This window comes from Brevibacillus sp., from assembly GCF_003521185.1.
In the GTDB taxonomy this organism is placed as follows: Bacteria; Bacillota; Bacilli; order Brevibacillales; family Brevibacillaceae; genus Brevibacillus; species Brevibacillus parabrevis.
This window is the reverse complement of sequence record NZ_DOTK01000039.1, coordinates 141,836-157,230: the sequence shown is the minus strand read 5'-3', so window position 1 is coordinate 157,230 and position 15,395 is coordinate 141,836. Positions and strand designations below refer to the sequence as shown.

General features: G+C 52.8%; 15 protein-coding genes. 2 read left to right on the top strand and 13 right to left on the bottom strand.

Features of this window, described 5'->3' with window-relative positions:
- The 6 genes from DEP07_RS12220 to DEP07_RS12195 form a co-directional block, all read right to left on the bottom strand.
- A partial coding sequence (locus tag DEP07_RS12220; RefSeq protein WP_287102533.1) for a hypothetical protein occupies positions 1 to 208 on the bottom strand: 208 nt, incomplete at its 3' end.
- A 315-nt stretch (positions 209 to 523) separates the two neighbouring features.
- On the bottom strand, positions 524 to 2,263 hold the full coding sequence (locus DEP07_RS12215) for an ABC transporter ATP-binding protein (protein ID WP_242772262.1): 1,740 nt from the start codon (positions 2,261 to 2,263) through the stop codon (positions 524 to 526).
- Entirely contained in the window at positions 2,263 to 4,074 is a 1,812-nt protein-coding gene (locus DEP07_RS12210; RefSeq protein WP_287102532.1) for an ABC transporter ATP-binding protein, read from the bottom strand. Before DEP07_RS12210 ends, DEP07_RS12215 begins: the two co-directional genes overlap by 1 nt.
- Positions 4,064 to 5,533 carry an ABC transporter ATP-binding protein gene (locus DEP07_RS12205; RefSeq protein WP_173598414.1) on the bottom strand — a complete coding sequence of 490 codons (1,470 nt, stop codon included), beginning with the start codon at positions 5,531 to 5,533 and terminating at the stop codon, positions 4,064 to 4,066. Before DEP07_RS12205 ends, DEP07_RS12210 begins: the two co-directional genes overlap by 11 nt.
- Positions 5,530 to 6,207: an energy-coupling factor transporter transmembrane component T family protein gene (locus tag DEP07_RS12200; RefSeq protein WP_173598415.1), complete on the bottom strand. Its 678-nt coding sequence runs from the start codon at positions 6,205 to 6,207 to the stop codon at positions 5,530 to 5,532. The genes DEP07_RS12205 and DEP07_RS12200 overlap by 4 nt, the downstream gene beginning before the upstream one ends.
- Positions 6,204 to 6,806, bottom strand: coding sequence for an MptD family putative ECF transporter S component (locus tag DEP07_RS12195; RefSeq protein ID WP_122962978.1), 603 nt, complete (start codon positions 6,804 to 6,806; stop codon positions 6,204 to 6,206). Before DEP07_RS12195 ends, DEP07_RS12200 begins: the two co-directional genes overlap by 4 nt.
- Positions 6,807 to 6,986: 180 nt before the next feature.
- Here DEP07_RS12195 and DEP07_RS12190 point away from each other — a divergent pair, with 180 nt between their 5' ends.
- Positions 6,987 to 7,979 carry a helix-turn-helix domain-containing protein gene (locus DEP07_RS12190; RefSeq protein WP_122962977.1) on the top strand — a complete coding sequence of 331 codons (993 nt, stop codon included), beginning with the start codon at positions 6,987 to 6,989 and terminating at the stop codon, positions 7,977 to 7,979.
- A 37-nt stretch (positions 7,980 to 8,016) separates the two neighbouring features.
- Here DEP07_RS12190 and DEP07_RS12185 read toward each other — a convergent pair whose 3' ends face one another.
- From DEP07_RS12185 to DEP07_RS12170, 4 genes are all read right to left on the bottom strand, one after another.
- Positions 8,017 to 8,451, bottom strand: a complete 435-nt coding sequence (locus DEP07_RS12185; RefSeq protein WP_173598416.1) for an SRPBCC family protein — start codon at positions 8,449 to 8,451, stop codon at positions 8,017 to 8,019.
- Positions 8,452 to 8,539: 88 nt separating this feature from the next.
- Positions 8,540 to 8,932 carry a DoxX family protein gene (locus tag DEP07_RS12180; protein WP_287102531.1) on the bottom strand — a complete coding sequence of 131 codons (393 nt, stop codon included), beginning with the start codon at positions 8,930 to 8,932 and terminating at the stop codon, positions 8,540 to 8,542.
- Between the two features lie 245 nt (positions 8,933 to 9,177).
- Positions 9,178 to 10,566: a TraB/GumN family protein gene (locus tag DEP07_RS12175; RefSeq protein WP_173598417.1), complete on the bottom strand. Its 1,389-nt coding sequence runs from the start codon at positions 10,564 to 10,566 to the stop codon at positions 9,178 to 9,180.
- Between the two features lie 167 nt (positions 10,567 to 10,733).
- Positions 10,734 to 11,771: a Gfo/Idh/MocA family protein gene (locus tag DEP07_RS12170; RefSeq protein WP_229049846.1), complete on the bottom strand. Its 1,038-nt coding sequence runs from the start codon at positions 11,769 to 11,771 to the stop codon at positions 10,734 to 10,736.
- 124 nt (positions 11,772 to 11,895) lie between these two features.
- On the opposite strand from DEP07_RS12170, the gene DEP07_RS12165 reads away from it, so the two are divergent.
- Positions 11,896 to 12,744: a LysR family transcriptional regulator gene (locus DEP07_RS12165; protein WP_173596113.1), complete on the top strand. Its 849-nt coding sequence runs from the start codon at positions 11,896 to 11,898 to the stop codon at positions 12,742 to 12,744.
- A 114-nt stretch (positions 12,745 to 12,858) separates the two neighbouring features.
- Here DEP07_RS12165 and DEP07_RS12160 read toward each other — a convergent pair whose 3' ends face one another.
- The 3 genes from DEP07_RS12160 to DEP07_RS12150 form a co-directional block, all read right to left on the bottom strand.
- A complete protein-coding gene (locus DEP07_RS12160) occupies positions 12,859 to 13,101 on the bottom strand; it encodes a DUF2798 domain-containing protein (protein WP_217365623.1) in 243 nt (80 codons plus the stop codon).
- A 174-nt stretch (positions 13,102 to 13,275) separates the two neighbouring features.
- Positions 13,276 to 13,716: a CoxG family protein gene (locus DEP07_RS12155; protein ID WP_122962971.1), complete on the bottom strand. Its 441-nt coding sequence runs from the start codon at positions 13,714 to 13,716 to the stop codon at positions 13,276 to 13,278.
- Between the two features lie 111 nt (positions 13,717 to 13,827).
- A complete protein-coding gene (locus DEP07_RS12150; RefSeq protein ID WP_287102530.1) occupies positions 13,828 to 15,393 on the bottom strand; it encodes an AMP-binding protein in 1,566 nt (521 codons plus the stop codon).
- Positions 15,394 to 15,395 lie beyond the last annotated feature (2 nt).

Sequence of the window (15,395 nt, the reverse complement as noted above, 5' to 3'; positions counted from 1 at the left end):
ATGCTGGGCGCACCAAAAAAACACAGGCTGGTTGCCTGTGCTTGTGTAATCGAAACATACAAAGAAAAAGAACCGCGCAAAAAACACCCTGATTTCCGCGCACGATGACAACAGCCACGAAAAATGGCCGTTCCGTTCTCTTTTCCATTGTTTGTTGTTTTCCAGGGCAAACAAGTGCCGCATTCACCTGCTTTTCACGCGTTTTCACACGTTTACGCACTTGCGCCCTGCAAACAGGTTACCTGAATGGCAAACCATTTTTCGATTACCGTATGCACACAACATAGCCTTTTTGTGCTATTCAAAATCATTGTGCCAGGAATCCAATCGAAAAATTAATTTGCCACACGTAACCCTCCGTTCCATTCAAGTGCCTACAGCTTATCATGCGCTGCTTTTGACTGTCAATAACTGGTGCTCGCCCAGCGATTGGCTTCCTTAGCTCGTTCCTTTTCAGCTACGCAAGTAACTCTCCAATCGCTTCGTTCTTTGTTGCCCATCCAACAGCCCATTCCTTCGCGTGCTACGCGGTAATTCTCCAGCCGCTCGTTCTTTGCTGCAGCTCCCACAGCCGCGCGTAAAGCCCGCCTTTTTCCAGCAGCTCCTGGTGACGCCCCTGCTCCACGACTTTGCCCTCTTCCAGCACGATGATATTGTCCGCATTCACGACTGTTTTCAGCCGATGAGCGATCATGATGACCGTGCGCCCTTTGACCAGACGGCCGATCGCCTGCTGCATGACCGCTTCATTTTCCGGATCGAGAGAAGAAGTCGCTTCGTCCAGCAACAGCACAGGCGCATTTTTCAAAATCGCCCGCGCAATCGAGATGCGCTGCTTCTCCCCGCCAGACAGGGTAGAACCTCCCTCTCCGACCATCGTGTCGTAGCCGTCCGGCAGCTTCATGATGAAATCGTGACAGCACGCTTCCTTGGCGGCTGCCTCAATCTCCTCTTGCGTCGCATCTTCTCGGCCATAACGTATATTGTTGCGGATCGTGTCCTGAAACAAATATACATCCTGAAAAACCATGGAGATTTTTTTCAACAGCTTCTCCGGGTCCAGCTCGCGCTCATCTTTGCCGCCGAACAGCACTCGTCCGCCGAGCGGGTCGTAAAACCGCGCCGCCAGCCGCAGCATGGTACTTTTCCCGCTGCCGGATGGCCCGACAATCGCCGTCAACGTGCCTTCTCTCATTTCGACAGAAACTTTGTCGAGCACAAGCGTATCGTCATAGCCGAAGCTGACCTCCTCGAACCAGATGTCGTGCCCGTGCGGCGCATCCTGTTCTCCTTGCATGATCGGCTGGGCAAGCAGGTTGACGATGCGCTCGCCTGCCATCGCATCGTATTTGAATGAAGGCAAGCGCATAATCGCGACGGAAAGCGGGTCGAAAATACGCGCTCCCACGAGCAGAAACATCGCGAACAAAGGAACGGTCATTTCCCCGCCGAGTACGCGATACACACCAACAATCGTCACGAGCGACACACCCGACTGCATGAACGCCATCGCCACGAGAAAAAACGGGCCGAGCACCCCTTCGATGCGGATGCTTTCCTTCATGAACTGATAAAACGATCGCTCCAGCCGGGTAAAGTTGTCCATGCGCAAATTGTACGCTTTGATGACTTTCATCCCGTACAAGTATTCTTGCAGACAGTTGGCGAGTGTGACTTTTGCCTGGGAATGGCTCGTGCCAAGCTGTCGCTCCACCCTGGAGACTCCCCACAAAATCAGGATCGTGACAGGAAAGCCGGCCAACATCGCCAACGCCATGCGCCAATCCCAAAACAGCAAGCCAAAAAACGCGAGGAACGGAATCAGTATCCCGCTGACCAGTTGCGGCAACACCGAAGTGCTCGCATTTTCAATTTGAGTAAAATCGTTCATGATGGTGTGGCCCAGCTCGCCAGCATCCTTGCGCATGAGAAAGCCAAGCGGCAGCTTGCGCAAATGCTCGGCCAAGTTCGTCCGTCCGGCGGCAGACGCTTCATAGGCGCCGCGATAAATGGCGCGATACGCCTTCTGCTCGCAGAAATACACCACGCCGAGAAACACAACCATACCAGCCGCTGCGAGCCACAAACCTGTCGTGTCAAGCACGGCCTGCTCCCCCGCGTAATAGGCGTACACGAGACTGACAGCCCAAGCCAGACAGCCAAAAGGCAGCATGTTCGCCAGATTGGCAAGCACAGCCCAGATAATCGGCTTCGCCATTTTTTCCGGGTGGCCGGCCGTAATGTTATACAACATGTTGCGCATCAGCCGAACACCTCCTTCTCTTGCCTGAGATCGACTGTCCAATCCGTCGAACTCGTGTAGGCCACCCACATGTTTTTGTACAGCCCGCCTCTGGCCAAAAGCTCTCTGTGCGTACCTCTGTCCGCGATCGTTCCGTCCCGCAGCACGATGATCTGATCCGCCTCGCAGATGGTCGTCAACCGATGGGCGATAATCAGTACAGTCTTGCCCTTGATCAGTTCCCCCAAGGCGAGCTGCATCTCGTACTCGTTCTCAGGATCAGCGTAAGCCGTCGCTTCATCGAGAATTAAAATCTGCGCGTTTTTCAAAATCGCCCGGGCAACCGACACACGCTGCGCCTCTCCACCCGACAGATGCACGCCGCCCTCGCCGATCAGCGTGTCGTAGCCTTTTGGCAACCGCTCGATAAACGTGTGGCATTGCGCAGCCTTGGCCGCCCGGTATACGTCCTCTCGCGTCGCAGACGGCCTTCCCGCCAAAATGTTGTTGTACAGCGTATCGGAAAACAGGAACGTATCCTGGAATACAAAAGACATCGCATCCATCAGCTCGCCAGTTTTCATCGCACGGATGTCTACCCCGCCAACGGAAATCGTCCCCTTTTGCACATCCCAAAACCGCGGAATCAACTGCGCAATCGTCGATTTTCCAGAGCCGGACGGGCCGACCAGCGCCGTAATTTTTCCTTGCTGTGCCACGAAGCTGATGTCTCTCAGCACTTCGTTGCCCCCCTGCTCGTTATAGGAGAAGGAGACATGTTGAAACGCAATGTCATAGCCCGTCGGCTTGTGTCCGTTGTCCGGTTCCGGGATTGGCTGCTCTTTCAGCATGTCGTCAATACGGTTGACTCCCTCCGCGATCGTCGTCATGGCCGAAGCGAAGCTGTTCAGCTTGAAAATCGGCGTAGAAATCCCTGGCGCCAGCACGAGAAACAGCATCAGTGTGGCGGCGAAAGCGACATGATCCGGGTCTTTGCTGAGAAAATACACCCCGACCGGAAAGAAAAAAGTCGCAAGAGATAGCAAGACGACCTTGAAGGAGACGTAGCCCCGTTCAAAATTGTCCGTATAGCGCAAACTGAAATCGCGATAATGCAGCATGTCTTGATAAAACTTGCGAAACGAATGCACGGTCTGCCCAAACACTTTGATCGCCGGCATCCCGCGGACGTACTGCACAGAAGAGGTGCTGATCGATTCCAGCGCGTCAAAATACTCCTTCAGCCCCGCCTTTGCCTTTTTGCCAGCCATCATCGAAAACTGGGCGGCAAATCCGAGCACCATCGGGATGATGCAGGCCAGAGCCAGCCAAACGTCGAGCGAGAACATCGCCACGATGATCACGACTAGCATGACTGCCGTATTGATCAAATCGGGAAGCTGATGGGCAATAAACAGCTCAATTCGCTCCACGTCCAGCTCCACCACTTTTTTAATTTTTCCCGTCGCATTTTTATTGAAGTATCCGAGCGGCAAAGAGCCGATATGATCAGCCAGCTTGACCCGGATGCCGTACAAAATACGAAAAGCGGCAATGTGCGAGCACATCCCGCCAACGTACATGAACAAATAGCCGAGGAGCAGTCCAACCACGCCCCATACCGCCCATGTGATGACATACGCGGCGTCGACAGCGGCAATGTCATCCGCATGGCGCAAAAGCTCAGCCAAAACGCAGTAAATCGACAAGTACGGGACGAGCAGCAAAAAGACGCTCACGGTAGACAAAACGGCCGAGCAAACCATCAGCGTCTTTTTCTCGCCTGCCAGTTCCATAAGCCGGGCCAGTCCTTTTTTGGGCTTACGTTTCAACGGTTCTCACTCCTTGTTCTGTGAAAATCGTCTCCTCATCATGAGCCGCTTTCAACTCCACAACCTGGTCGCTTGCCAGTCCAGACAAAATCTTGTCGTGTGTAATAATCACAACAGTCTTTCCTGCCCGGGCCAGCTGCTTGACCCACGCCGCGACTTTCAGGACACCGTCACCGTCCAGCCCGCTCGTCGGTTCGTCCAAAATAATCCACTCGGCATCCGAGCAGTAGGCGGCAGCCATCGTCACCCGCTGCTTTTCTCCCCCTGACAAGGAAGCAGGGTGACGGTCGCGCAGTCCTTCAATGCCGAACGCTGCCATCGCTTCATAGGCCCGCTTGCGCAAGTTCTCGTCCAGCGCTCTGCCCATGACAATCTCGTTGCCCACACTGTCCGAATACAGCTGGTAGTCTGCGTCTTGCATGACCAAGTAGCTGGCCGAGCGCCGCTTGCTGGCGGAATAACGGGCAGAACCGTAGAAGACCGCTCCGCTTCGCTCGCGCAACAGCCCGCACAACACTTTGCAAAGGGTCGTCTTCCCCGATCCGTTTTCACCCGTCAAGGCCGTCACTGTGCCCTTCGGAAGCGTGACGTTCAGATTCGAGATCCCATCTCCTTTTTTCCGGTAGGAATACGACAGCTCCCGGGCTTCCAGCGCCATTTCCGCCGTGCGTACGGTCTCCCTGTGCTCCTGCTCCCCCATCCGAATCATATCGGGATGGCGCAAACCGTACGGGCGAACCGCTTCCATCGGCAGTTCGGCAAACTCGTCCCGCGACCACGTCCGGGCGATTTGGCCTTGATTCATGCAGATAAACGAGTCCGCGACAGGCAAAAACGGATTCAGCCGATGCTCGCAAATGAGCAAAGTCGTGCCGTTGTCCTTGAGTCTCCCCAAAATCTCGATCAGATTTCGCGTAGAGGATTGATCCAGATTGGCTGTAGGCTCGTCTAGCAAAAGCAGCGGCGGGTTCAGGACAGATGCCGCCGCGATCGCGACACGCTGCTTTTGCCCGCTGGACAGCTTGTGCAGCGAGCAGTCGAGCAAATGATCTACCCCCAGTTGTTTCGCCACACTTTCAATCCGTTCGATAATTTCTGCCGGGTCCATCCCGATGTTCTCCGCCGAAAATGCCAGCTCATCCCGCACCTTTTCCATAAAAAACTGGCTGCGCGGGTCCTGAAATACGACACCCATCAGCATCGTTCTCTCCTGCGGCAAAAGCTCGGCCGGACTTTTCCCGCCCACACTCACCGTACCGCTGAGCGTCCCTGGATAAAAGCCGGGAGCCAGCCCGTTGACCAGCCGCATCATCGTGCTCTTGCCGCTGCCGGAGCGCCCGCACAACACGACGCACTGTCCGGCTTTGACAGACAAATTGATCTGCTTGACTCCCGACTCGCTGCCGGGCTCTCCGTCATCACTTGCATAATGGAAGGTGACATCGCGCAATTCGATCATCGAATAATCCCTCCCCCGTAAATCGCTGTTCCTGCGATGATATAAATGAGCAAAGCCACTGCGTCCACCGATTTGAAATGATACGGATAGATAGATGTCCTGCTGCACTTGCTCTCGATCCCGCGCAGCTCAGCCGATGAAGCCAGCTCGGCTGACAGTTTCAGGCAACGCACGACCAGCGGCATGAAATAGCACTCGTAAGCCATAGCCGGATGAAGCAGCGCGCTGTACCAGTGCGGGAAAATGCCCCGAGCGCGAATCCCGTCCCGAATCGCCTGCATTTCCATGATGACAACCGGGAAAAAGCGGAGCAAAACGCAAATCATTACCGTGATCGGCCGGGGCACAGCCATTCTCTCCAGCACGCACATCAGACTGCCAGGAGGCGAGTACATCAGCGTCGCCCCGATCATGACCAGCGGCATCATTCTGGCAAAAGAATAGAAAACGAGCTTCATCGTGCCCAGCATCTGCGGCATGATATACGCAATAACCAGCGACATCACATAGACGAGAATAAATGGCACGACCTTTCTGGACAGGTGATTTAAGACCAAGTACACTACACTTAAAGCAACCATCATATGTACTTGCCATTCTTCCTTGATCAAAATGGTCAGGATCGTTGCCAGCAAAAGCACCAACAAGTGTGTCTTTGGACCCGGTTTTCTCATGCCAGCTTCGCCTTTTTCACATGCTTCTTGAACAACACGTTTCCGATCAGGCATCCAAGCAGCCCGCCTGCTGCTGAAATCGCTAACATCGTAATCGCCATGCTCGGCGTACTGTAGTAATAGAGCATCTTATCCATGGCGGCTTTGGAATAGCTCTTGGACAAAGTGGCAATATACGCATCGCGGAAGAAAATGAGCGGAACGATGGCGCAGAGCGAATAGCCTACGTAAAACAGGGCGTAGGCAATGGCGTTGCGAACAGGATTTTTATAGCCGTCCTTGCCCCACAAAACCAGTTCGCCCACGATTCCCATGCAGGCCAATACGAGCAAAAAATACGCGTAGCCATAGGCGATAAAATACAAGCCTGTAATGACGGAAGTGAAGAACAGGACACCTCTTTTGTTGATTTTGTTGGACATGACAACGTAAAGCGGCGCATTGAGCAAAGCCGTAATCCCGCCAACCACCAGATACGAGGCGAAGGTAAAGATCGGGCAAATCGTCATAATAATGAGCATGACTACGTTAAAAATAGCGAGTGTGATAAAGTCCCGCAAAGTCCATCTGTTTTGCAGGGGTGAGACGGCGGCTTCCATGATAAATCCTCCTTTTGTTCATACTCTGAGATGATAGGGCTGTAAATGAGATCAATTTTCATTTGCAGTAACTTGGTTCCATTTTATTTTTTTCCAACTCGGGGGGTCAATGAGCTAACGGCAGGTGTGTCTTTTCATGGCATCATTTCGTCTGATCAAAGCATTGGGAGGTGAGTAGAAATGAAGGATCTTGTAGCTGACATGCACGTGCCTTGCCTGGCAAAATGCGGTTTTTTCCGCGATGACAGCCCATCTCCTTACAGTCAGGCAGGAACGTGCTTCTCCATCTCGCCGGAAAAAGGCTCCGGGCATTACTGGACGTATTCCCGCGAGAATCTGTTTTCCATCTCCATCCTCGACTTCGTTTTTTACGAGGATTTGTACCTGGAATTTGAGCAGCCGAAATATATGAGCCTGAACTACTACGACTCCGTGGCGGGAGAAGAGCTGCATCCGCCGAAGCGTCTCTCCTCCGGATACATCCGGGTGCATTTTGGCTGCAATAACGTGTATCGGGCGCGATATGAGAAAAATGTGCCGATTCGTTCCACTGGGTTTGAGATTACGCCGGAGTATTACGAAGATTATTTGCAGACCAAATACCCCGATGAGTACACAGACCTTCGTTCCGCTTTTGTCAGCGTGGACGGCCTGACTCATTTCCCCGAGCTTGTCTTTTTGCTCAGGCAAATCAGACAATTTCGCGGTACGGGAATCGCCGCGCGACTGTACTACGAGAGCAAGGTTGCCGAAGCGGTTTCCCTGATCGTCGAACGGGCCAAACAGCAAAAAAAGGCTCATCCGAGCAAGTTTGTGTCCAGAGAGGATTTGGATAGTCTTCAAGCTGTGACTGCGTATATGGATGAACATTTTGCCGGAGAACTTCACCTGGAGCATCTCGCCCGCATTGCCTGCATGGGTACGACAAAGCTCAAGTACACGTTCAAGCTCGTCTATAAGTGCACGATTACCGAATACATTCAAAACAAGCGAATGAGCCATGCGGAACAGCTGCTCAGCACGACTGACTTGCCGATCAGCCAGATCGCCCAGATCGTCGGCTATCACAATTCGAGCCGTTTTTCCGAGCTGTTCCGCAAGATGACTGGTCTTTTGCCCAACGAATACAGAAGACATTGCGCCACCCCTCTGCTCGGCGTAGCAAAAAAATAAGCTGTGGCCGCTTCTGTGACGGCTACAGCTTATTTTTTCAGCAAACGTGCGTCTTTAGTTGCTCGATCACGCTTTCCCAATGTTCCTTCATCTGCTCGCGCATGTCGGCATCCGCCAAGTTTTCCTGATGAAAGCTGACGGTAGTTTTCCCGTTTTTGGCGGAAATCAAGCGGATTTGCAGCGTCGAGAACTTTTCCCAATCGCTTTTTTTCCACCTTAGGCGAAGCTGCTGATAAGGCTTGACGATTTTGAACTGTCCGGATATTCCTTGCTGCGATTCAAAAGCTGCTTCTGCTGCAAGCGACAGCGGCGGCAGGTCGCCCAGCCAAAGCTTCGTTCCCTCCGGGGAGGTCAGAAAAAGCCAGATTGGCTCCGCCTCTACGGGAAGCGTTCTCCTCACGCCGATCTGAAACCCGGCAGCAGCGGTTTGCCCCACCACCTTAGGAGTGGCAGCGGACTGCTTTTTGTTCATCTGTACTTCCCCCTATCCGTTCGAAATGTGCGTGCTAATGCTCACAAACTTGTCTTTCTAGCATACTTTCATTTTTTGGAAATATCAATCAATCCACAGAGGAAAACAAGTTGCGTACCCGCTCATCCCGCAGCCAAAGCCCGCCCCAGGCCAAAATGGCCAGGTAGACAGCAAACAGCGTGTGCGTCAAAAGCGGCGCATCTACGCGAACTTGTGTAGCGATGACGCCACCGAAGTAGCCTGTCAGCAAAATCGCTCCCAACACTGCCGTTCGCGGCAAAGCGTACAAAAAAGTAGAGATAATCGCCAAAATGCCCAAGAGCGCAATATGGTGCTGCGCAAATCCGAGTACCAGTGTGCCTTCGACGACAGGAGCGGGTTGGATCAGCTTGAACACACCGTCAAACAGCATGAAGAGGATGACCAGCCAGCTCATGATCCGCGCTACCCACAGTCGCGTTCGGGAAATTGTTTTCGCCATGTTTTCTAACCGCCTTTCTTTATTTGCCAAAATCCTTTTGTTAAAAGAAGCGTATCATAAACCGCTCAACAACGTTTCTTCTCGTTTGCTATGTTCAGCGTCACGGCTTGTGGACCGCATGCCGCTCCGCTCACTCTCCTGCCAAAACATCGAGACATTTTTCACAAGAAAAAAGCAGTCCGTGCAAAAGGCTGCTGCCTCGCTGCTCGAACTGCCTGCGTTCTTCTGTTAGTTTGCTGTGTCGCTTACTTCAGCCGCTCCACCTGATAGCCTTTTTCCTTCAGTTGGTCAAGCACCATGCCTTTCAGCGCGTAGTGGGCAGAGCCTACGACGACAAAGGAAGTGTGCTCGCCTTCCTGTTCCAGCAACTGGGCCAGCTTGTTCGCCATGTTTTTGTCCCGTTCACCAACGAGGCGCTGGTTCAATCCTCCGGCATCGAATTGTCCTTCCACGCTCAAAACGCGAGTCATGCCTTCCAGATCGCCTTGCACCCACTTCGTCTGCATGTCTTGCAACACCTGATAGCTTGCTGCCGGCTCTTTTCCGGAAAGCAAGCTGTCCAGAATGACGTTCAATTCCTTTTCCTGCTGCTCTGCGGGTACGCCCGAGAGCAAATCGGCTTGCAGCTTGATGCCTTCCAGCTCGTGGACCGGCTTTTGCTCAAGCATCGCTTTGGCCAGGAAATAGCGGTCGATCCCTGTCAGCATCGCCAGTTCGCCTTCCTCCGGGCTTCCGGTATAGCCTACCGTTACCAGGGAAAGACCAACGGCAAAAGGCTTGTAGCCATCGAACGCATTTTCAGGCAATTTCATGCTTGCCAGCGCCTTTTGCAGCTTGCTGTATGTGGCGGCTGACACGTGATCCTGGAGTGTCGTTCCGTCGCTGTAAATCATTTTCTCCAGCATGTAATTCATGTCGCCAGCAAGGATATCCGCCTCGACCCACAGATCGTCTGACGCTTCATAAGCGTCGCGGATTGTTTTTTGCATCGGGTACATGTCGGTTGTGCCCATATGAATCGAGCCGAGCAAATAGAGCGTATTTTGGCCTTTGGTCACTTTCCACAACAAGCCTTTGGCTCCGCCGCCCGCCAAATCATTGGCGAACTCGACCACCCGGCTGGCCATGACCGCAGCCTGCTCTACTGTTGCTGACTGATCCAGCTCCAAACCTGTGCTCGTCCCTTTGACAAGTCCATGTTTGCGCATGTACTCCAACGGAGCGAGTGCAGTCACATCGGCTCCCTTTCCGGCTGGCCACTCATAGTTTGCCAGCAGCTTGTGCAAGGAAACGGCTACTGCTTCGCGCGTCGCCACACGGTTGTCTGACCAGGACAAAGCTGCTTTTTTCTTCAAGCCAAGCTGATCGAGCTTCTTCTCTGTCGCTTTCAGCAAATCCGCAAACTTATCGGCAGGAATCGGTTGAAGGAACGATTCGTCTTTGTACCAGGCTAACGGAAAAATTCCGTATTTCTCGCCTTCATTCAATGTCGAAATGGACCATTCACTGAGAAAAGGCACCTGAACAGGCTCTGCGGCTTTCAGCGGGTATACGTGGCCGAGCAAAATCGTCAGGCCAAGCACTCCCGCCCCTGCCCATCTGCCAAGCTTCTTCCAGTGGTTGTTTCTTTGCATTTTCAAGATCTCCTCTCATGCTGTCTGCAACTTGCCTGCATGTTTCTAGTAAACAATGGTAGATTATACCACAGTTGAAAATGGTAGGTAAACGTCAAAAAGTCTGCCTGCTCCCTGTGGCAGCCGCCAGTCTGATCGCATCCAGAAGCCGATGCAGGTGGAGTGCCTCAAAAAAAATCGGGAACGGTGAACGTCCCTGTCTGAATGTCCTTGGCAAAAGCTTCATGAGCACTAGCCACATATTGCCTGACTGCTTCGCCTTCTGCCGCATCTTTTGCAACCGAGACGAAGTGGTCCGGATTGCTTGCTGCAACACGGCTTGCAGAAGAGTAGGCTGTCATGTGCGCTTCCAGGTTGCCGAACTGTACATGTCCCGCCGAATTGTGCTGCACGATGCGAATGACTCCCAGCTCTCCCTGAATTTCCAGCTCAAAGGCGGGATACGTGCCTGCCTGGATATGAACGAATGCCGAAGCCCCGCTTTTCAGCACTCCTTGCACCATGATCTGATCTGCTGTGTCTTTTGCAATGATTTCATTCGTCGCAAGCACAGTCGCAGTAGAAAAATTCCGGTTCATCATCGCGGACAGCTCACGAAAATCGCCAAGCAAGTAGCACAGGGCATCCAGGGAATGGCCGCCGTTGATCGCAAGCAGTGTCGCACCGTGTTTTTCGCTCAGCAAATACGCCCCCTGCCGATCGGTGACTCCGCCTTTTCCTTGCGTGGAAACGCGCATGTGACAAGACAAGATACGGCCAATCTCGCCTCGCTCCAGACGCTGCTTCACTTGCCGCAGCACAGGTGACTGTCTCGCCTGAAGCCCTGCTGCGTGATGAACGCCTGCCTGTTTTGCCAGACCAGCCAACTGTTCTGCCTCGCTTGTCGTGACAGCTAGAGGCCACTCGCAGTACACATGCTTCCCGGCAAGGATGGCGCTGCGGACTGCATCGTAATGATCAGGAACCTTGACGCTTACAACTACCAGCTCCACAGCTGACGAGCCGCTTACGGCGCGGTGGTCTGTCGCAGCGAGCGTAGCCCCGGTCACTTCCGCACTCTTTCGCGCACTCGCTTCGTTTGTCGTGGCGATTGCGGTGATGCGGTGTCGCTCACTTTGCAAAAGCACAGGAATATGCGTCTTGCTTGCCCACTGATTGTTCAACGACCCGCCGATAATCCCGGTGCGAATTTGCTTTGTATCCATGTCTTTCCCTCCTGCTTCACGCGTGCAATTCTTTTTTGTGAAAAGTATACTAATCCAAAGACATCTCGAATAATGTTAACTTTTGATTGCTCTATCACTTTTTTTGATGGAAGGAGTTGAAAACATGGATATGGATACGATCCGGGCGTTCGTGACAGTTGCCGAGTTGAAGAGCCTGTCCGCCGCTGCCTTTCGCATGAACCATCTGCAATCCAACATGACGGCGAAAATCAAAAAAATCGAAGCTCATTACGCACAGCAACTGTTCATTCGCAGTTCCAAAGGCATGGAGCTGACGGTGGAAGGCAAGCGGCTTTACACGCACTACAAGAAGCTCTTGAGCTTGTGGGAAGAAGCCGAACAAGAGATGAAACAGCTTGAACCGAAGCTTCGGCTGGGCACGATGCAATCGGTGATTGGCTCGGAAATTACCGCTACGCTTGCCGGCTTGTATGAAAAATACCCGCAGCTGTCCGTTACTTTACAGACTGGCTCAACTGCCGAAATGGAACAAGCGCTGATGAATGGCACGATCGACCTGGCTTTCACGATTGGCGCATCCAGCAAGACGGAACAGCTGCACTATAAAAAAATCGGCTTGGAGGAAGTCGTCCTGGTTGGAAAAGGAGCCGTGCCAGGCATGTCGCTCAAAAGCATTTTGCCAGGAGCAACGGTACTGATTTTGTCCGAACAATGCCTGTATACATCGCGCATGGCACAACTTTTTTCCGATTTCGGTCTGCCAAAAGCACCCGTGACACAGGTTGCTGTAGTGGAAACTCTGCTACAATTCGCCGCGCTGGGAATGGGCATTACTCTCATGTCCAAACGCATTGTCGAACGGCTCGGTGTGACGAACTATTTGGAGCTGCCTGCCGAGCAGCGTTTTCTCGATAAATATGTGGTTACCAGGCAAGGCTATGAGCTTTCTCCGCTGGAAAAGCAATTTATAGAAGCCAGCCACTTTTTATAGTCCGACCTGGTTTTCTCCGCTTTTTTCCTGCTTCTTGTCCCGGTTCGAGGTACTGGGACAGCGCTGAAAAAAAACACACAGCTTTGCCCCTGCTGTGCGTTCCCGATCCGCTCTTTATTTTCCCTCGACAAATGTAATCTTCTTCATGAGCAGCCTGATGCCTTTTGGCAAAAAATAAGCGACTGGAAAAGCCAGTGAAAACGCCATCGGCCACGCCTTGAGCCAGCGTGCGAGCAGCATGGAGTCGAAGCCGAAATTAACCAGCATCATGAAAAACGACAAAAGACAGGACATGCCCAAAGCCATCAGAAAAGTAAAAAGAATGTGTTCGTATTTTTTGTTGATTTTCACAAGCATCACCCTCGTTGTAATTTCCTGTTATTTCCTATTATAAGGTACCTATTTTGCGCAATAGTTACCTCGTTAACTATGGTAGATTAAAGCATAATGGCAAAGTCGTCAATCGCGTAAGTGTCGGCTGAAAAAAAAGAAAAAACCCTTGGCAATCAAGGGTTTTTAGACATGTCTTCGCTATTGTTCTTTCATCCGGCTGGCTACCGCTTCCGCCAGTTCGGTTGTCAACTGGGGAACGTGCGATTTCAGGATGGAATTTACCATCGGCGCCTTCAAACCTTTGGCTGTAATATCGAGAAAGCCGGTCATTTTTGTACACTTCTCGCCCAATTCCTGTGCCTTGAAGTAGCCTTCGCCCGTGAAATTCTCGTTGATTCCGGTCAGCATGAATTTGACTTCGGTCGGCTCGTTCCATTCCGTAATATCTACCTGCAAGCTGATCTCCTTTTTCAAGATGCCGATGTCTCCGGTAAAGCTCCAGGTCACGCGGCGCTCGTTAATGACTTCGTGGCTGATGTAGCCCGGAACCAGCACTACCCAATGATCCAATACACGGACAAACTCCCAAACCGTTCGGATTGGCAGCGGCACTTCGATATCGTGGATGCCTTGAGGCATGGCTTTTCATCCCTTTCCCCGTATGATTTCTCTGTCTCGTAATATGTATGGTTTGTTTTGACAGGATATATCGGGAAAATGTGGCGAAGCGTTTGCCCATGCCAGGCCATTTTACATGAGCTGCTTCCGGTCCGGCTTGCCCAACTCGGTGTACGGCAGCTGCTCGACAAAAACGATTTCTTTGGGCATCTGATATCTGGCTACTTTTTGCCGCAGCCATTGCTGCAATTGTGTCTCAGTCAGTCCGGCATGACTCGCGAGCTGGACGAACGCCTTCAACCTTTGCCCAAACGCTTCATCCGGGATGCCGATCACAGTCGCGTCTTCGATGGCCGGATGCTCCACAAGCACTCGCGCAAGCTCGACTGGATACACATTTTCGCCAGCGGACACCACCATGTCGTCTGTTCGCCCGCACAAGTAGTAATAGCCCGCTGCATCCCGATAACCGACGTCGCCTGTCTCGATCCAAGCCTGTCGCTTGAAAAACAGCGAGCCGCCCGCCTTCACGCACAGCTGGCCGATTTCGCCTGCCTTGCATGGACGCTGATCGGAGTTTCGCACATTTCGCACATGCAAACGGACACCCGGGATTTTTTGCCCGATCGTGTGCGCACGATGCCGGAGGTCGCCGGGCGTGGCGATCACACATAGCCCCGCTTCCGTTGTCCCGTATAAATTGTACAGACAGTCGCCCAATTCGGCGGACACCTCGGCTGCGAGTCCGGTGGCAAGCGGCGCTCCGCCTGATGCGATGCAAACAAGAGACTGCAACGCTGTCGGATCGTGATGCAGCATTTTTCTGAGCATCAATGGGACAACGGATACGACCTCTACTTTGTGTCTGGCAATCAGCTCACACGCTTTGGCGGCAGCGAAGCCGGGAGTGATCACTGTTTTTTTGCCCAAAGCGACAAACAACAGCAAGATAGCCAAACCGTATCCATGGTAGATCGGCGTCGCAATATAGGCTGTATTCAGCCGAAGCAGCCCAAGCTGGCTGAGCAGAGCCAAAAACGGCGGCAAATAATGAAACAGCGACGGCTTGTGCGGCACTTTTTTCGCACGCCCCGTCGTTCCGCCTGTCAGGAGCATGATCTTGCCCGCAGAACTGCGCGCTGGTACTGGCACTGACGCCATCCTTTCGTCCGACCAGTCCGAGCATTCTCCCAGCAACTGGTTGATCGCGGGAAGATGCTCGTGATAGCTGTACAGACTCGCTCCCGCGTATCCCGCCTGCTCGATGGTCGCCGTCTGCTTTTCGTCGTGGATAAGCAGGTCCAGCTCCACTTCGTCGAACAACTGCCTGAGCTGTCCCGCACTCATTTCGGGATTGAGCAAATATACATCGCAGCCCGTACCGGACGCCGCGAAAATGGCTCGCACCAACGCGATGTGGTTTTGGCATAAAAAGCCGACCTGTTTGCTTTTCGCAAGACCGTATTTTTCCTTGAACACCCAAGAGAGCCGCAGAGAGTCTGTCCAAAGCTGCTGAAAGCAAACCGTTTCCCGCTCGTCGACCAATGCGACCTTTTGACCGTGGGTGCTTTGCGCGATCTTCAGCAGCGTCATCAGGTTCGTTCCGCATCGGAACAAGGCGGCGAGCAGCCTGCCGATGCCTGCTGGCGTCAAAAGCTTCATTTTGGCAAGCACAGCGAGCAAATACATCAGGCGCATCG